Origin of the sequence: Rhizobium sp. Rhizsp82, from assembly GCF_047325115.1 — a bacterium.
In the GTDB taxonomy this organism is placed as follows: Bacteria; Pseudomonadota; Alphaproteobacteria; order Rhizobiales; family Rhizobiaceae; genus Rhizobium.
In genome coordinates, this window is record NZ_CP168571.1 from 279,833 (window position 1) to 297,274 (window position 17,442).

Below are 17,442 nucleotides of genomic sequence, written 5' to 3' on the forward strand. Positions count from 1 at the left end.
GCGGGCGTTTCGTCTATAATCTCAGCGCGCGGCTCCGTGCGTGATTGATATGCGCGGCGAGCGCCTCGACCGCTTCATTTGTGTTGCGCCGTTCGATCGCTTCCAGCACCCGCAGATGCTCGCCCATGACCGGGCCGACGCGGCCGTCGATGCGGAAGCGCTCCTGGCTGATCAGGCGCATCTTGATCGAATTGACACGGTAGGCGTTCGAAATGATCGTGTTGCCGAGCGCATCGATGAAGGCGTCGTGCATGCCCCAGTCGACCGCCTGCGCATAGCCTTCGAGCTCGTGCGAAGCATTGCCGCCTTCGATCGCCGCGACGATCTCACGATGGGTCGCGAGCATCGCCGCAATCGTGTCGTCGGTCGCCGACTGCGTGAAAAGCGCAACGGCCTCCTTCTCCAGAAAGAGGCGAAGCTGAAAGGCTTCGCGGATCAGGTTGAGGTCGATATGGGCAATCTGCAATCCACGCTGCGGCACGGTCTTGATCAGCCCTTCGGCCTCCAGCCGCGGGATCAGTTCGCGAATGGCGCCGAGCGTCAGTCCCGTCAGTTCCACCAGACGGCGCTGGGAGACGAATTGCCCAGGGCGGACGTCGCGGGCCAGCAGATGCCGGGTAAAGCTCTCGTAAGCTTTCTCCCGCAGCGTCGGCTGCTCGTCGGCTCCATCCATGGGCTTCTCCTCGTACATTGCCGCTCAAGCCGCCTTCGTCTGGAAAAGGCTGTCGAAGGCGGCCGCAAGCTCACGCCTGCCGTCGGCGGAGATTGACGTCAAAGGCGGACGGACTGCAAGCCATGTTTCGTCACCGGTCATGGTTGCTACCATGACTTTCACCGCCGGTGTCACCGGATGCTTGAGAAGCTCGGCAACGAAGCGCTCGACGCGGATATCGTCCTTGCCGTCGACCGCCATGGCCCGCACTTCGAGCGGCGCGAAATTCGCCATGCCGGAGATAGCGCCCTGGCCGCCGAGGCGGACACCCTTGGCGAGATGCCGTTCGTCACCGATCAGGATGATGAGATCGCCATGCTGGCGCAGCAGCACTTCGGTGTAGGGCCAGTCGCCCGAGGAATCCTTCACACCTGTGACGATCGACGGGAAGGCACTGCGCAGCCGGCCGATCAGCTCAATGCTGAGCGCGACCATGGTGACCGAGGGGATGTTGTAAACGAGAACGTCGCGCGCTTTGTCTCCGACCTGCGCAAAAACATCCGCGTACCAAGCGAAGAGACCGTCATCGGCGACGTTCTTGAAATAGGACGGTGGAGCAAGAAGGATGTTGCGCACACCCTTTGCCAGTGCCTGCCCCATCTGATGGGCAGCATCTTCGGCCGCATCGACCAGCACACCAACGACGATCTGCGATGGCTTGATGCCTGCGGCCAGAAAGGCGTCGATAATGCGCTCGCGTTCCTGGGTGCCGACCGAGGCGCCTTCGCCGGTCGTCCCGAACAGCGTGACGCTCTCGCATCCGGATGCCAGGCAACGCTTCGCCTGTGCAAGCATCACATCCGCCGCGATCGCTCCGCTGCTCTTGAAAGGCGTCGCCAGAGCGACCGACAAACCAAATCCCGCCACCGTTTCATCTCCCTGAGGTCAGTGACATGTTGACTAACATGTCAGTATGCGACTGTAAACCTGTTTGTGGTGTTCCACCGTTGCGCGGGCGGGCATGCCGAAAAAGATTGATCCGGCTGGCGCCCGCCCTTACTCGATAGGTCAGAGACAAGGATTCTGCCGATGACCGATACCGACCCGGCCTCCGTTCCCGAGCGCAAACGCGGCTCCGGGGTGAAGATGGTCTATGAAGTGCTGCGCGACGAGATCCTCGATCTTGTGCTGCCGCCGGGTAGCCCGATCGACGAGGTGCAGCTCGCCGAGCGGTTCGGCATGTCGCGCACGCCGATCCGCGAGGCGCTGGTGCGGCTTTCGGGCGAGGGACTGATCGATACGCTGCCGAACCGCTCGACGATGGTGGCGAATATCGATTTCCTCAACATGCACACCTTCTTCGATGCTCTGGTGCTGATGTACCGGGTGACGACGCGGCTTGCGGCGCAGTATCACCGCCCCGAGGATCTGAAGGCGATCCGGGCGGAGCAGGGGCGCTTTACCGCTGCCGCCGAGGCGCAGGATGCGCTGGCGATGATCGCCACCAACGCTGCGCTGCACGCGGCGATCGCCGAGGCCGGACGCAATCCCTATTACATCAGCCTGTTCAACCGGCTGCTCGACGAGGGCCGCCGGATCCTCAGGCTCTACTACCAGTCCTATGGCGACCGGCTGCCGCAGCAATTCGTCGACGAGCACGAGGACATGATCGCCGCAATCGAGGCCCGCGACGTCGACGCTGCCGACCGGCTCGCGAAGGCGCATGCCGAGCAGATCGTCGCCCAGATCCAGACGCTGTTTTCGCGAAACCAGCGGCACGATATCGATTTGTGAGGCGTCGTCGAATTCTTGTCGACAAATAAAATACAAAGTGCTAGATGATATATCAGAGCTTGAAGCGCAGCTGATTTTGCGCCTTTGTAGCTACGATCATTCGCTATCCGCTGAAGGAGTTTGACATGAAGGCCAAGATCTTTTCCGGCGTCATCCCGGCGCTCATGACCCCCTGCAAGAAGGACCGCACTCCTGATTTCGATCAGCTGGTGCGCAAGGGCAAGCAGCTGATCGCCGACGGTATGTCGGCCGTCGTCTATTGCGGCTCTATGGGTGACTGGCCGCTCCTTAGCGACGAGCAGCGCATGGAAGGCGTCGAGCGCCTGGTCAAGGCCGGCGTTCCGGTCATCGTCGGCACCGGTGCAGTTAACACGGCGTCCGCCGTCGCCCATGCGGCGCATGCCCAAAAGGTCGGCGCCCAGGGCTTGATGGTCATCCCGCGCGTCCTCTCCCGCGGTTCGGTCATCGCTGCCCAGAAGTCCCATTTCAAGGCGATCCTTTCTGCTGCTCCCGATCTTCCGGCTGTCATCTACAACAGCCCCTATTACGGCTTCGCCACCCGCGCCGACCTGTTCTTCGCGCTGCGCGCCGAACATTCCAACCTTGTCGGCTTCAAGGAATTCGGTGGCCCGGCGGATATGCGCTATGCGGCTGAAAACATCACCAGCCGCGATGACGGCGTCTCGCTGATGATCGGCGTCGACACGGCCGTCTTCCACGGCTTCGTCAATTGCGGCGCAACCGGCGCCATCACCGGCATCGGCAACGTCCTGCCGAAGGAAGTCATCACGCTCTGCAATCTCTCCCAGGCTGCAGCCAAGGGTGACGTCGACGCCCGCCAGCGCGCCCAGGAACTGGAACAGGCACTCGCCGTTCTCTCTTCCTTCGACGAAGGCCCGGATCTCGTGCTGTTCTTCAAGCACATGATGGTGCTGAAGGGTGACGAAGAATACACGCTGCACTTCAACGAAAGCGACGTGCTCAGCGACAGCCAGCGCGGCTATGTCGAGAGCCAGTTCAAGCTGTTCAACAGCTGGTACGCCGAGTGGAGCAAGCTCCCGGGTGCGGTTGCGAAGTACAAGGCCTGAGGGCTTCTTTGAGGTCTGAGTTTTGAGGCGGCTGGAGGTAACTCCAGCCGCTTTTCTTATGGCTTCTCTCTTTCCGATGCCCTTGGGGTTGCGCCCACGGGATGTCAGGGGAAGCCAGCCGCCGCGCGTCTGAGCAGCGAGAAGAGTCGCTTGTCACCCCAAGGAGTTGGGGCCGGCTGGACCTCTGTCAGATCCTGTGGCGAAGCCCTTAGGGTGCGGAGATGAGGGAGGCTGAGCGTGCGCGGCCCCCTCATCCGGCTGCCGCCACCTTTGTAACTTCCCTTTATCCGCTATCGAGGCTGTAATGCCTATCGCGGTGGCGGATGGAAGACCGATGCACCTTTGGGACACCAAGCCCGTGGGAGAGCCTGGGTCTCCGTCCGCCGTTCCATTGAACCCGAACAGTCGCCAGGGCCGCTTGCGCAGGCAAAGCCCGCTTAGGCAAGGATGGGATCCGATGGAGACGATAGTAGGCATCGATGTTTCGAAAGACCGGCTCGACGTGGCGGTGCTTCCGCAGGGCGAGGCTTTTGCGGTGGACAACGACGATGCCGGCATTGGCGAGCTGACCGGCCGACTGAAGGCGATCGGGGCCGATGCGATCGCGCTTGAGGCGACTGGCGGGTTCGAGACGCAAGCTGTGGCCGGACTGTCATCGGCAGGCCTGACGGTGCTCGTCGTCAATCCGGCGCAGGTGCGTGCCTATGCCAATGCCATTGGCCGCAAGGCCAAGACCGACCCGATCGATGCGGCCGTCATTGCCGCCTTCGTGCTGGCGACCAAGCCCGAGATCCGGCCTCTGCGCGATGCCGAGACGCAGGCTCTTTCGGAACTCGTCGCCCGCAGGCGCCAGATCGTGCAGATGATCGTTGCCGAGGAGAACCGGCTGCGTATGGTGTTGGCAAGACAGGCGCAGAAAAGCATCAAGCGCTTGCTTGCGGCCTTGCGGCGCGAACTCGAAAGCCTCGATGCCGATCTCGACGACCATATCCGCAAGTCGCCGATATGGCGGGTGCGCGAGAGCCTGCTGGTCTCCGTGCCAGGCGTCGGGTCGACAACGGCCCGCACGCTGCTGGCCGAACTGCCGGAGCTCGGCAGCCTCGACCGGCGCCAGATCGCCTCACTGGCAGGATTGGCGCCCTGGACGCGGCAGTCGGGCAAATGGAAGGGCAAGAGCTTCATCGGCGGCGGCAGAGGCAAGGTGCGCGCCGTTCTGTTCATGGCCGCCCTCGTCGCAAGCCGTCACAACCCAGGTCTCAAGGCCTTCCGCGACCGGCTCGTCGCCGCGGGCAAGCCGAAGATCGTCGCCATCGTCGCAACCATGCGAAAGCTCCTCACCATCCTCAACGCTATCATCCGGGACGCAAAACCATGGCAAAACGCTTGACGCCAAAGACAGTCGCTCTCCCCGCGGGGAGAAGGTGAAGCGCAATCAGGCAACCGTGACCGGAACTTCGGTCGAGGTGCGCATCGCGTGGCTGTACGGGCAGACGATGTGGGCGGCGGCGGCAAGCTTTTCAGCCGTTTCGCGATCGAGGCCCGGGATGTGGACCGTCAGCGCCACTTCGATGCCGAAGCCCGTGCCGTCTTCGCGCGGGCCGATGCCGACCTTGGCGGAGACCGTCGCGTCTTCCGGAATCTTGACCTTCTGCTGGCCAGCGACAAATTTCAGAGCGCCGAGGAAGCAGGCGGAGTAGCCAGCGGCAAAGAGTTGTTCCGGGTTGGTGCCGGTGGCGCCGTCGCCGCCGAGTTCCTTCGGAACCGTCAGCGTGACGTCGAGAACGCCGTTATCGGTTACGGCGCGGCCGGCGCGGCCACCGGTGGCGGATGCTTGGGTGGTGTAGAGGATAGGCATGTCAGTCTCCTTTGCGCTGGGGTTGCGATTTATATAATGCGCAATTAAATTGTACGCAAGTGAATTTTGCAAATTGCATTCGGAATCTGAAAAGACGACAATTGCAGAGACAGGACACACGGATATGAAAGCGCAGACGGCAAGGACGATGGAAATACCGGCAGAGGAAAAGAAGCTGGAGCGCCAGCTCTGTTTCGCGGTCTATTCGACGGCGCACGCCTTCACCCGCGCCTACAAGCCGATCCTCGACAAGGTCGGCCTCACCTACCCGCAATATCTGGCCATGCTGGTGCTCTGGGAAAAATCGGAATTGCCGGTGAAGACGATCGGCGAAAAGCTCGACCTCGATTCCGGCACGCTCTCGCCACTCCTGAAGCGGCTGGAACAGAACGGCCTGATCAAGCGCACCCGCGATTCCCGTGACGAGCGCCAGGTGCTGGTCTCGCTGACGCCGAAGGGCGACGCGATGCGCGGCGAGGTCGATATGATCATGGGCTCGATCGGCGACGCGATCGGCTGCACGCTCGATGAAATGACGGAGATCCGCAAGCTGCTGGAAGGCCTGCGGTCGAATTTGAACGGCGCGGAGTGAAGAGACCCGCGCCGATGGCGCGGGCCGGTTTTGTTATTCGGCGGCCTGATAGGCGGCCGGGACTGCAGCGCGGGAGCCGCGCGGACCGAGAGCGGCGAAGAGGACCACCAGCACCGAGAGGATGGCGACGAAGCTGACGCCCGCGGTATAGGCGTCGTAGCTCATCGACGGGGCGGCACTGAAGACGGCGGAGGCTGCTGCGAGCACGATGCCGCCGCCGATCTGGAAGGCGGCGAAGAGCAGACCGGAGGCGAGGCCCGACTTGTCTTCCTCGACATCAGAGAGTGCCGCAACCTGCACCGACGGATAGGTCATCGCATAGCCGACGCCGAGTGGGATCTGCGACAGCGCAACGAGCAGCACCGGATTGACGTGGCCGGCGGCCAGCACCCAGAAGATATAGCTCGAGGCCTGCAGGGCGACGCCTGCAGTCATCAGCGCCGTCGTGCCGCGGTTCTGTGCGATCGTGGCGAAGCGCGGTGCCAGCACCATGACGCAGACGCCGCCGAAGGCGAAGCAGAACCCGGTCGCAAAGGCCGACCAGCCGAGTTCATCCTGATAATAGAGCGTGGCGATGAACTGGAAGCCGACATAGACGCCCTGGAAAAGGGCTGCCAGCAGGTTGGCATGGCTGAGCTTCGCCTTGCGGAAGATGCCGAGCGGCACCATCGGATCCTTGTGCCGGGATTCGACAACGAGGAAGAGGCCGATCAGCACTGCGGCGGCAACGAGCGAGCCCCAGGTCGGGACCGCATTCCAGCCCTCGGCAGCGGCATTGGTGATGCCGAAGACGAAGAGCAGCAGGCCGGGGGTGATGGTCAGCGCGCCGGCCCAGTCGAAGGAGGGGCGCTTGCCGCCGAGCGCCACGTCGCGCGGCAGCACATAGGGAGCGGCGATCAGTGCAAGGATCGCCACCGGGGCGCCCATGACCAGCGTCGCCCGCCAGCTGATGATGGTGGCGGCACCGCCGAGAACCATGCCGAGCACGAAGCCGGTCGCCCCCGTCGAGGCGAAGACGCCGAGCGCCTTGGCGCGGGCATTGCCTTCCCCGAAGACGGAGAGCAGCAGGGCGAGTGCAGCAGGCGCGGTAAAGGCGGCGGCGATGCCCTTGATCAGACGGGCGGCGATCAGTGTCGGGCCGCTGTCCACGAAGCCGCCGGCGATGCTGGCGGCGGCGAAGACAGCGAGCGACCAGAGGAAGACGCGGCGATGGCCGAAGACATCGGCGACGCGGCCGCCGAGCAGCAGGAAGCCGCCATAGCCCAGCACATAGGCGCTGACGGCCCATTGCAGCGAGGTGGCCGGCATCCCAAGTTCCGCCTGGATGGCGGGCAGCGCCACGCCGATGGTGGAAACATCCATGGCATCAAGGAAATTGGCGGCGCAGAGCAGCAGCAATGCCAGCCCCGCGCCCCTTGGCGATTGGGAGAGTGTCATCGAAATCGTTCCTTTCGGCTGCCGCGGTTGGGAGGAAGCGGCAGGGAACGAGAAAATGACCATCTCCTAATCCTATTGCAAATTGATAGTACCCATGGCAGGTATTACTGATAATGATAAACGATGCGACCCTTAGAAAGATCGACCTGAACCTGCTTCTCGCCTTCTCGGTGCTGATGCAGGAGCGCAATGTCAGCCGCGCGGCCGAACGGCTGCTGCTCGGGCAGCCCGGGCTTTCAGCCGCCCTGAAGCGATTGCGGGAGGCGCTGAACGACGAACTTTTCGTGCGCGTCGGGCGTGGCTTGCAGCCGACGCCGCGGGCGCTGTCGATCGCGCCGGTCATCGAGGAGGCGCTCACCTGCATCGAGAAAGCCATCCGTCCACCCGCCGCCTTCGAGCCCGCAAGCTATGAAGGCGAGTTCCGCATCAGCATGTGCGACAATCTCGAGACCGCCTTCTTCGGCCCGCTGGCGGCGCGCCTGCGGCGGCTGGCGCCCGGCGCGAAGCTGATCGGCGTCGCCTCGGAAAAGCGAGAGGCGGCCAAGCTTCTCGATGACGGCGCCTATGACTTCAGTGTCGCCGTCCATGACGAACCGGCCTCATGGCACGTACGGGAGCCGCTGTTCGAGCAATGCTCGATGTCGATTTACGACCCCACTCAGCTCCATCTGAAGGCACCGCTCGGCCTCGCCGATTTCGTCGCCAACCCGCATATTACCATCGCCTATGACAGCGACGTGGCGGCGACCACGCTGGACATCGCGCTTGCCCGCATCGGCCAGAAGCGGACGGTTGCCGCCAGCGTGCCCCGCTTCTCGGCGCTGCCGACGGCGCTGAAGGCAATGCCGGCGATCGCGACGGTGCCCGAAGCAATCGCCCGTTGCATGGCACAGCTGCACGGCCTGGCGATCGCCAGGCTGCCCTTCGACATTCCGGCCGATCCCGTCTCCATGCTTTACCGCCGCGTCGACCAGGCCGACGGCCGGGCCGTCTGGTTCCGCAGACTGTTCATCGAGGTGGCATCGGCCGCCCTCGAAGCCTCCGGATGCACGACCACGATTGCGAAAAAAGCCGCTGCTTAACGACTTGTTTGCCAAGCTGCCTTAAAAAAGCCGATCACGAAATGTGTTTGGCATAATCGGGAACGTGAGGTACAACGTCTCGCCGAGTGATTTGGGGCTGGACCGATAAAACTTGGGAGGCACTGCCGTTGAGGGGCAAAACCATCTCCGCGATTTTGTTCGCAGGACTGGCCGTCACGGGTTGCAGCACGGCCAACGAGCCGGACGCACTCGATGCCAAAGCAACGCCCGCAGCGAAGAAGACAGTCGCCGCCGCTCCGGGCAAAGTCACCTATAATTACACCGCCAAGGACCGCGAGTGCCTGAAGCGCGCGATGTATTTCGAATCCGAGCATTCGGATCGTGATGGCTATATGGCCGTCGGTACTGTGGTGATGAACCGCCTGACCTCGCAGGCCTATTCCGATTCCATCTGCGGTGTTGTCGGCCAGAAGAAGCAGTTTGCGCCTGGCGTCCTGACCCGCACAGTCGAGCCGGTTGCCGAGCCGCAGCTCGATGCTGCCGCCGACGACATTCTGCGCGGCGCCCGCCATCCGGGCGTCAAGGAAGCGATGTTCTTCCATACCGAGGGGCTGAGATTCCCCTATGGCAATATGCACTACGTCACCGCCGCCGGCGGCAACGTCTTCTACGAGAAGCGCGGCAAGGACGGCGAATTGCAGACGCCGGCGCCGATGCCTTCCTATGAAGTCGCGATGAACTACGTTTCCAACGACCAGCGCTCGGGCGCCGTCCAGTTCGCCGGCGTCGAGCAGTATAGCGCTGCGCCGCAGCCGGCCCCGGCAACGCCTGCCGTCGGCGCTCCGCCGCCGCCTTCGACACAGGTCGCCTATACGCAGGTCGCCGCCGCTGATCCGGATGGCCCGGCGCCGTTCGAAATCCTGCTGCCGGAGACCGGCCCGGTCCCGGCTGCGATGCCCGGCGAAGCCGCACCCGCCCTGGCCCTCCAGCCCGCCTCCACAGGCTCGCTGCCGCAGGCCTCACAGATGCAGATGCAATTCCAGGCGCAGCCGGCACCCCAGACCCTGCAGGCACCACAGCTGCAGCCCGCCGCCGATGTGCTGACCCCGCCCACCCGCGTCGTCCTGCCAACGCCGCGCCCGGCCTACAACAGCGCATCGCTCAATCTCGGGCCGCTGCGCGCCGGCGGCTAAAGGCGGATCGCTCCATTGAAAAAAAGCTCCCTGGCTTACGCCACGGGAGCTTTTTATTGGGCTTACGTCTTCGCTTGATTACCGCGTCTTGCCCTCATCGGCCTGCATCACATCAGGCGCGAAGCGGCCGCGTTCGTCGGCTTCCATCAGCTCGTTGCTGACATTGCGGATATGGCGGGCCATCGCCTTGTAGGCGGCGTCGGGATTGCGCAGTTTGAGCGCCGTCAGAACCGCATGGTGATCGCCGATCCACAGCGGCCGGACGCTGGGTGCGTGAATGTGCTCATGCAGCTTCTTCCACATCAGCGACTCGTCGCGCTGCACCCAGAGCGCCTCGACGATCGAGACGATGATCGCGTTGCCGGTCATCCGGGCGATGGTCATGTGGAAATCGCGGTCGCCCTTTTCGTTGAGCAGGGTGACATCGGTCTCGTGTTCCATCTGCGCAATGCATTCTTCGAGCACCGCGATATCGTAATTCGTCGCCCGCTCGGCGGCCATCGCCGCCGCGCTGGATTCGATCGCAAGCCGGGCTTCCAGTAACTCAAACGGTCCCGGCCCGGCATCGGCATTGATCTTGTCGAAATTCACCTGGTTGCCGCGGACCGGCAGCACGACGATACCGGCCCGGCCCTTCACTTCGACGAGGCCGCGCATTTCGAGCGCGATCACCGCCTCGCGCACGACGGGGCGGCTGACCTCGAGCTCTTCCGCAAGCTCGCGCTCGGAAGGCATGCGCCAGTCGGGATTCTTGACATTCGCCTCGATCATCCGGGCGATCCGCCGCGCGACGATCTGGTAGAGCCGCTGTTCCCCCTGGACCCTCAGCGGTGGTGCGGCTGCTTCCATCTTCTTCTCCTTGCGCGCCACCCTCTAAAGCCGGGTGGCGCCGTTTCGATAACCAGCCTCAGGCGCTGGCGGCCATGCGGCGCTCTTCTTCGGGCAGCCACGACCGGTAGAGCGGGTGCTCCGCCGTGATCGGCATCGGCGTCGGTTTGCCGGTGCGCTGCGAATAATAGGCAGCGCTGACGAGTTCCAGCGAATTGCGCGCATCCTGCAGCGTCACCGGCGGCTCCTTGCCGTCGATGATTGCCTGATGGAAGAGCTCGAACTGGCGGGTGTAGCCGTCTTCCGTCGGCTCATAGCCGGCAAGCGCGTCATCGACCCGCTTCTGGTGCTCTTCGGTCCCGGCGATGAAGGTCCAGGGATCGCGGCCCATCGTGTAGGGCTCAAGGATGCTTTCGGCAACGAGATCGTGGAAGCAGAAACGCAGGCGCGAGATCTCCTTGCGGGAACCGAGCGTCATCGACAGCGTTGCCAGCGAGCCGTTCTGCATCTTGACGGCAAGCGCCATCGTGTCCTCGACCTCGATCTTGTTCACCAGCGTCGCGCCATAGGCGAAAACTTCAGCGCAGGCGCCATGCACGTAGTTCAGCATGTCATGGGCGTGGATCGCGTGTCCGAGAAGGCCGCCGCCGAGTTCACTCTTCCACTTGCCGCGCCACGGAACTTCGTAATAGGCGGGACCGCGCCACCAATGGGTCTCGATCGTCGTCATGAACGGGCGGCCGGTCAGGCCGAGTTCGATCAGCCGCTTCAGCTTCTGCAGGCCGGATCCATAGCGATACTGGAAGATCGGCATCAGCTTCTTGCCCGAGCGGGCGACAATGCGGCTCATCTCATCGACATCGGCAATCGAGCCGAAAAGCGGCTTCTCGCAGATGACATGCTTGCCTAACTCGATACCCTTCTTGCAGAGCTCGAAATGCGAATCCGGCGGGGTCGAGACGTCGATGATGTCGAGATCGTCGCGGGCGAAGAGCTCGTCGGCATTCTGCGTATATTCGGGGATGCCGTGCTTGGCGCACAATTCGCGGCCGCGATCTTCATCGAGAGAGCAGAGAACGGGAACCTCGAAGAGATCCTTGTTCCAGTCGTAGCCGATCATGTGGCGGGCGGCGATACCGGCGCCGATGACGCCAACGCGCAATTTCTTGGTCATGATATCTCCTCCTAGCGTCCGCCGAGCCGGACGGCCTTGGTCTGCGCTTCCAGCGAAAGGCGGCAGACCTCATAGACATGCGCCTGGGTCATCGCCGTTTCGGAGCGGTCGCGAACGTCGGCGGTGAAGGCGTCGAAGTAATCGAGCTTTTCGTCGCTGCAATCGATGTGCCTGTTTTCCGTGCCGTTGACCAAGAACAGGTGGTCCTTGCCGGGACGGCCGGAAATATCGATGTACTTGCGCAGCTCGATATAGCCTTCGGTGCCGAGAATGGTCAGGCGCCCGTCACCCCAAGTGCCGAGACCTTCGGGGGTGAACCAGTCGACGCGGACATAACCGGAACCGCGATCCGAGCGCAGCAACACCTCGCCGAAATCCTCGAACTTCGGCTTTTCCGGCATGCCGAAATTGCCGATGGAGCTCGCGACGACCTCGCCCGTGGTCGAGCCGGTATAGAACAGGAACTGATCGACTTGGTGCGACGCGATGTCGACGATGATGCCGCCGAAAGCTTCGGGATCGAAGAACCAGTCCGGCCGGGTCGGCAGCTGCAGCTTGTGCGGCCCCATGCCGATCGTCTGGATGACTCTTCCGACCGCACCTTCCTTGACGAGCTTGCCCGCCTTGACGGCGGAACGCACGCAATGGCGCTCCGAGAAGCAGATCGAGAAGATACGGCCGGTCTCGGCAACGGTCTTCTTAACCTCTTCCAGCTGTGCGAAAGTGGTGACGCCAGGCTTGTCGGTCATCACATCCTTGCCGGCCTTCATGGCGCGGATCGCCAGACCGGCGCGATCGCGCGGGATCGCGGCGATGCAGATGACATTGATGGACGGATCGGCAAACAGCGCCTCGCGATCAATCTGCGGCGTATCCGGATAGGTTTTCTTGAAATTATCGAGCAGCGCCGGGACCGAAGTTTTCGGGCAATAGCCGACAAACTCCCCACCCGCCGCAAGCAATCCCTTCACGTGATCGAACGTATGCCCATGGTCGATCCCGACGACGGCAAATCTCAACATTTTGGTATATTCCTCCTGCAAAGACCGTGGGAGCGCGGCCTCTCTTCTCCTCAATCTGGTCAAACCAGATACTCAAACCCCACAGCTGTCAAGAATGTTTTTGCGCGCCATATGCGACAAATGCGGCGCATACCGGCGTGTATCAGGCTTTTAGAAATTTCTTTCCGAAAGGCGGTTGACAATCTGGTAAGACCAGACATGTTTTAGACAGATCGCCTGACTGGGCGGGAGGCCCTTAGCCGCGATCGCTGGAGGAGCTTGAATATGAAACTCACCCGCATTGGCCTGTGGGCAGCGTCTGCGCTGCTTGCAGCCACGGCGCTGACGGGTATTGCCCGGGCGCAGGAAATCACAGTCTTCTGCGACGACCTCGGCTTCGGCTGCCCGACCATGGAACCGGTCGTCAAACGCTTCGAGCAGGAAAATTCAGGCATCAAGGTGAAACTGGAGGTCGTGCCCTACCAGTCGCTGGTCGAGAGCCTGCCGGTGCAGCTGGAATCCGGCCAGGGACCGGATGCCGCTATCATCACCGATCTCGGCGGCCTCAGCCGCTACTATCTCGATCTCACGCCCTATGTCGATGCCGCGAATTTCGACAAGGAATATCACCAGACGCTTCAATGGCTGCGCGGTCTCGATCCGAACGGCAAGGCGATCAACGGCATGCCGACGACGCTGACGGTGAACGGCGCCTATGTGAACCTGACGCTGTTCGAACAGGCAGGCGTGCCCGTGCCGAAGGAGGGAGCGACCTGGGCCGAGTGGGCGGATGCCACCCGCAAGGTCGCAAAGGCCACCAATACCGAATTCGCGATGGAAATGGACCGTTCCGGCCATCGCTTCGCCAGCCTGGCAATCAGCTACGGCGCCGAACTCGTCGACGACAAGGGTCAGCCGGTCATCGACAAGGGCCTGAAGGATGCCGTCGAGCAATTCGTTGCCTGGCACAAGGACGGCACGATGCCGATGGACCTCTGGGGTGCCGTCGGCGGCGCAACGCACCGCGAGTTGTTCTCCGACTTCCTGAACGCCAAGACCGTGCTCTACTTCGGCGGCTCCTGGACGCTCAGCCAGATGGACCGGGAAGTGGGCGACCTCTTCGATTGGGAAGTGGCGCCAGCCCCCTGCGGCCCGTCGTCCTGCACCGTGATGCCCGGCGGCGGCGCGCTTGTCGGCTTCAAGCATACCAAGAACCCCGAAGCCGTCGGCAAGTTCATCGACTATCTGGCGCAATCGAAGAACAATGCCGAGATCGTCTCGGCAGCGGTCGAGATCCCCGCAGCGAAGTCGCTGATCGAGGGCGGCGTGCAATATCCGGGTGCGTCGAAGCGCACGCAGGAATCGCTTGCGACCTATATCGGCCAGATCCCGAAGATGGCGCCTGCCGCCTACCGCTTCCAGGGCTGGCGCTATCAGCGCGCCATGATGAACGCGATGACGACACGCATCAGCCAGGTGCTGAACGGCGAACTTGACGTCGACACGGCTCTTGCCCGCGTCAAGCAGGATGTCGAGACAGCCATCAAGGCCGCTGGTCAATAAGCCCAGACCCGAAGGAGACGAGCATGGGCATAAAGGCCCAATTCGCAAACACCACCGGCGGCATCGCAATGCTGCCGGCACGGATTGTGGAGCCCGTGATGACCGGGCTGCAGAAGCTCCTCGGTATCAAGCGGATGCCATGGGTCTTCCTCATCCCGAACCTCCTGGCGGTGACCCTCTTCTCGCTGCTGCCCGTCGCCATCAACGTCTATTATTCCGTCACCGGCAGCGACCGGCTCTATCCAAGCGAACGCCCCTATATCGGCGGCTTCAACTACGAGACGCTGTTCGATTGCGGCAATTATCTCGATGCATCGAGCTGCACGACCGATCTCTTCTGGCGAGCGGTCGGCAACAGCCTGGTCTTCGTGCCGATCCAGGTCATCTGCATGATCGGGGTGGCGCTGCTCGCCGCCGTCTGCCTCAACCGGGAAATCCGCGGGCGCGGGTTCTTCCGTGCCGTCTTCTTCTTTCCCGTAATGCTGTCACCCGTCGTCGTGGCGCTGACCTGGCAATGGATCCTGCAGCGCAATGGCGCGCTGAACGGCATCCTGATCTGGGCCGGGCTGTCCCCGGTCAACTGGCTGGTCTTTCCGAACACGGCCTTCTTCTGGTCGGTCTTCGTCACCGTCTGGGCGCATATGGGCTTCTATACGATCATCCTGCTGGCCGGACTGCAATCGATCCCGCGTGACGTCTACGAGGCGGCCAAAATGGACTCTGCTACCAACTGGCGCGTCTTCACCCGCATCACCCTTCCGCTTCTCAAGCCCGTTCTCCTCGTCGTCTTCGTGCTCTGCGTCATCCGCTCGGTGCAGACCTTCGACGAGCTCTATGTGCTGACCGGCGGCGGCCCGGGATCGGCGACCATGCTGATCGTTCAATATATCTACGAGGTCGGCTTTGCGGTGCAGCCGCGCAATTTCGGACTGGCCGCCGCGGCATCGCTGCTGCTCGGTGTCGTGCTCCTGATCTTCACGGGCATCCAGCTCCGCTTGTCGAAAGGTTCGCAGAATGGCTGATGCTGCCCTGTCCAAGTCCGAAACATCGGCCCGCAGCCTGCTTTTCGCACGCCGCGGCCGCAAGCGGCTCGATTTCAGCGACTGGCTGACTTACGGCTTCCTCGTACTTGGCCTGCTGATCATGTTCACGCCGGTTGCCTGGATGGTGCTGTCGTCATTCAAGACGCAATCGAGCCTGCAGGAATTTCCGCCGAGCATCCTGCCCTATGCGAGCGAGACGGTCACGGTCGAAGGCTTCGACCAGCCGCTGCCGCTCTTCGACGTGACGATGAAGGACGGCAGCAAGGATCGTCTGGCGCAGATCCGCCGTGTCGGTAAGAACGCCCAGATGATCGACCCCGACAATCCGGCCGCCGGCCGGGTCACGATCGCGGTGACGGATGCTGTGCCTGTCCGAAAGTTGCGCCTCGCAACCGAGAATTATACGAACCTTGTCGCGAGCTCCGGCCAGGCGATCGGCCTCTATGTCTATAACAGCCTGTTCATCACCGTCGTGGCGACGATCATCACGCTGATCATGAACTCGATGGCGGCCTTCGCGCTGTCGAAATACCGTTTCGCCGGCAGCAACGTTGCGCTCGTCTCGATCCTCTCGACGCTGATGATCCCGGCGACTGTCGTGCTCGTTCCGACCTATCTGATCGTCTCCGAGCTCGGTCTCGTCGGCAATCTCTGGGGCGTGATCCTGCCGACCGTGGCGACACCGACCGGGGTTTTCCTGCTGCGCCAGTATATGCTGACGATCCCGGACGAACTGATCGAGGCCGCCCGCATGGACCACGCCAGCGAATGGCGGATTTTCTGGCGCATCGTCCTGCCGCTGTCGTCGCCGGCGCTTGCCGTTGTCGCGATCTTCTCGATCCTGTCGCGCTGGAACGACTTCCTGCTGCCGCTCGTCGTCCTCAACAAGCGCGAGGTCTACACGCTGCAGCTCGCTCTCAATTCCTTCCAGAGCGAATTCGAGGTGCGCTACGACATGCTGCTCGCCATGACGACGCTGACGGCGCTGCCGCTCGCCTGCGCCTTCATCTTCCTGCAGCGCTACATCACCACGGGCATCGCTTCCACAGGCATCAAGTGAGTTTTATCCATGGCCAATCTCGTTCTCGAAAATGTCAGGAAATCCTTTGGTGCGCTGGAGGTGATCCCGAGCATCAACCTCGATATCAAGGACGGCGAATTCGTCGTCTTCGTCGGACCGTCGGGCTGCGGCAAGTCGACCTTGCTACGGATGATCGCCGGCCTTGAGGAGACGACGGGGGGCGATATCCGCATCGACGGCGGCAGCGTTATCGACACGCCGGCGGCCGACCGCGGTGTCGCCATGGTGTTTCAATCCTATGCGCTCTATCCGCACATGACGGTGCGCCAGAACCTGAGCTTCGGGCTTGAAAACATCCACATGCCGAAGGAGGAGATCAACAAGCGCGTCGAGGCCGCAGGGCGACTGCTGCAGATCGATGCGCTGCTGGAGCGCCGGCCGCGTCAGCTTTCCGGCGGCCAGCGCCAGCGCGTCGCGATCGGCCGGGCGATCACCCGTGATCCGAAGATCTTCCTCTTCGACGAGCCGCTTTCCAACCTCGATGCCGAGCTGCGCGTGCTGATGCGCGTCGAGATCACCAAGCTGCACGAGCGCCTCGGCAACACGATGATCTATGTGACGCACGATCAGATCGAGGCCATGACCATGGCCGACAAGATCGTCGTTCTGCGCAAGGGCGTGGTCGAACAGGTCGGCGCGCCGCTTGAGCTCTACAACAAGCCGCGCAACACCTTCGTCGCCGGCTTTATCGGCTCGCCGCGCATGAACTTGATCGACGGCCAGATCACCGCTTCAGGCAGCGGCTCCGTCACTTTCGAGGGCAATGGCCTTCCTCCGCTAACGCTGCCGCTCGGGATCGACCTTCCCGTCGGCGCCAAGGCGACGCTCGGCATCCGCCCGGAGGACATCATCGTCGGCGACACCGGCTGGCCGGCGAACCTGACCGTCGCAGAACAGCATGGCGCCAACAGCTATCTGCATTGCACCTTGCAGAACGGAGAGCCGATCCTCGTGCACCAGCAGGGGCAGAGCCGGGTCGAGCGCGGCGATACACTGAAGATCGCACCACGGGCCGGCCATTGGCACCTTTTCGACGAGCAGGGATTGCGCATCGACACGCAATAGCCAGCTCAAAGGCCGCGGCGTTTTGGCGAGGAA

Annotated in this window: 17 protein-coding genes; 10 read left to right on the top strand and 7 right to left on the bottom strand. The window is 62.7% G+C overall.

Going from position 1 to position 17,442, the window contains the following annotated elements:
- Positions 1 to 13: 13 nt before the first annotated feature.
- Both ACEN84_RS25435 and ACEN84_RS25440 read right to left on the bottom strand, forming a co-directional pair.
- Positions 14 to 673 carry a GntR family transcriptional regulator gene (locus ACEN84_RS25435; RefSeq protein ID WP_112714885.1) on the bottom strand — a complete coding sequence of 220 codons (660 nt, stop codon included), beginning with the start codon at positions 671 to 673 and terminating at the stop codon, positions 14 to 16.
- 24 nt (positions 674 to 697) lie between these two features.
- A complete protein-coding gene (locus ACEN84_RS25440) occupies positions 698 to 1,579 on the bottom strand; it encodes a dihydrodipicolinate synthase family protein (RefSeq protein WP_413712120.1) in 882 nt (293 codons plus the stop codon).
- 162 nt (positions 1,580 to 1,741) lie between these two features.
- Here ACEN84_RS25440 and ACEN84_RS25445 point away from each other — a divergent pair, with 162 nt between their 5' ends.
- From ACEN84_RS25445 to ACEN84_RS25455, 3 genes are all read left to right on the top strand, one after another.
- Positions 1,742 to 2,446, top strand: coding sequence for a GntR family transcriptional regulator (locus tag ACEN84_RS25445; RefSeq protein ID WP_413712121.1), 705 nt, complete (start codon positions 1,742 to 1,744; stop codon positions 2,444 to 2,446).
- A 125-nt stretch (positions 2,447 to 2,571) separates the two neighbouring features.
- The gene (locus ACEN84_RS25450; RefSeq protein ID WP_413712122.1) at positions 2,572 to 3,534 is read left to right on the top strand and encodes a dihydrodipicolinate synthase family protein; all 963 of its coding nucleotides are present in this window, start codon (positions 2,572 to 2,574) and stop codon (positions 3,532 to 3,534) included.
- 457 nt (positions 3,535 to 3,991) lie between these two features.
- Positions 3,992 to 4,921, top strand: a complete 930-nt coding sequence (locus ACEN84_RS25455) for an IS110 family transposase (RefSeq protein ID WP_413710052.1) — start codon at positions 3,992 to 3,994, stop codon at positions 4,919 to 4,921.
- Between the two features lie 45 nt (positions 4,922 to 4,966).
- On the opposite strand, the gene ACEN84_RS25460 is transcribed toward ACEN84_RS25455, so the two are convergent.
- Complete coding sequence (locus ACEN84_RS25460; protein ID WP_112714911.1) at positions 4,967 to 5,389, bottom strand: organic hydroperoxide resistance protein; 423 nt, start codon at positions 5,387 to 5,389, stop codon at positions 4,967 to 4,969.
- Positions 5,390 to 5,513: 124 nt separating this feature from the next.
- Between ACEN84_RS25460 and ACEN84_RS25465 the strand changes: the two genes are divergently transcribed.
- Positions 5,514 to 5,981, top strand: a complete 468-nt coding sequence (locus ACEN84_RS25465; RefSeq protein WP_413712123.1) for a MarR family winged helix-turn-helix transcriptional regulator — start codon at positions 5,514 to 5,516, stop codon at positions 5,979 to 5,981.
- 33 nt (positions 5,982 to 6,014) lie between these two features.
- On the opposite strand, the gene ACEN84_RS25470 is transcribed toward ACEN84_RS25465, so the two are convergent.
- A complete protein-coding gene (locus ACEN84_RS25470; protein ID WP_413712124.1) occupies positions 6,015 to 7,418 on the bottom strand; it encodes an MFS transporter in 1,404 nt (467 codons plus the stop codon).
- 113 nt (positions 7,419 to 7,531) lie between these two features.
- Between ACEN84_RS25470 and ACEN84_RS25475 the strand changes: the two genes are divergently transcribed.
- Together ACEN84_RS25475 and ACEN84_RS25480 are read left to right on the top strand one after the other, a co-directional pair.
- On the top strand, positions 7,532 to 8,500 hold the full coding sequence (locus ACEN84_RS25475; RefSeq protein ID WP_413712125.1) for a LysR substrate-binding domain-containing protein: 969 nt from the start codon (positions 7,532 to 7,534) through the stop codon (positions 8,498 to 8,500).
- Positions 8,501 to 8,628: 128 nt separating this feature from the next.
- On the top strand, positions 8,629 to 9,654 hold the full coding sequence (locus ACEN84_RS25480; RefSeq protein WP_246777594.1) for a cell wall hydrolase: 1,026 nt from the start codon (positions 8,629 to 8,631) through the stop codon (positions 9,652 to 9,654).
- 78 nt (positions 9,655 to 9,732) lie between these two features.
- Here the strand turns inward: ACEN84_RS25480 and ACEN84_RS25485 are convergent, their stop codons facing one another.
- From ACEN84_RS25485 to ACEN84_RS25495, 3 genes are read right to left on the bottom strand one after another with little or no spacing between them, the layout of a single operon-like run.
- Positions 9,733 to 10,503 carry a FadR/GntR family transcriptional regulator gene (locus ACEN84_RS25485; protein WP_130280629.1) on the bottom strand — a complete coding sequence of 257 codons (771 nt, stop codon included), beginning with the start codon at positions 10,501 to 10,503 and terminating at the stop codon, positions 9,733 to 9,735.
- A 58-nt stretch (positions 10,504 to 10,561) separates the two neighbouring features.
- Positions 10,562 to 11,656 (bottom strand): Gfo/Idh/MocA family protein, encoded by a 1,095-nt coding sequence (locus tag ACEN84_RS25490; RefSeq protein WP_413712126.1) that lies wholly within the window; start codon positions 11,654 to 11,656, stop codon positions 10,562 to 10,564.
- A gap of 11 nt (positions 11,657 to 11,667) precedes the next feature.
- Positions 11,668 to 12,678: a Gfo/Idh/MocA family protein gene (locus ACEN84_RS25495; RefSeq protein ID WP_413712127.1), complete on the bottom strand. Its 1,011-nt coding sequence runs from the start codon at positions 12,676 to 12,678 to the stop codon at positions 11,668 to 11,670.
- A 264-nt stretch (positions 12,679 to 12,942) separates the two neighbouring features.
- On the opposite strand from ACEN84_RS25495, the gene ACEN84_RS25500 reads away from it, so the two are divergent.
- Genes ACEN84_RS25500 through ACEN84_RS25515 form a run of 4 tightly spaced genes read left to right on the top strand, consistent with a single transcriptional unit; the run spans position 12,943 to position 17,409 of the window.
- The gene (locus ACEN84_RS25500; RefSeq protein ID WP_199625744.1) at positions 12,943 to 14,220 is read left to right on the top strand and encodes an ABC transporter substrate-binding protein; all 1,278 of its coding nucleotides are present in this window, start codon (positions 12,943 to 12,945) and stop codon (positions 14,218 to 14,220) included.
- Positions 14,221 to 14,243: 23 nt separating this feature from the next.
- Complete coding sequence (locus ACEN84_RS25505) at positions 14,244 to 15,242, top strand: carbohydrate ABC transporter permease (protein ID WP_413712128.1); 999 nt, start codon at positions 14,244 to 14,246, stop codon at positions 15,240 to 15,242.
- Entirely contained in the window at positions 15,235 to 16,323 is a 1,089-nt protein-coding gene (locus ACEN84_RS25510) for a carbohydrate ABC transporter permease (RefSeq protein WP_413712129.1), read from the top strand. Before ACEN84_RS25505 ends, ACEN84_RS25510 begins: the two co-directional genes overlap by 8 nt.
- Positions 16,324 to 16,332: 9 nt before the next feature.
- The gene (locus ACEN84_RS25515) at positions 16,333 to 17,409 is read left to right on the top strand and encodes an ABC transporter ATP-binding protein (protein ID WP_413712130.1); all 1,077 of its coding nucleotides are present in this window, start codon (positions 16,333 to 16,335) and stop codon (positions 17,407 to 17,409) included.
- Positions 17,410 to 17,442 lie beyond the last annotated feature (33 nt).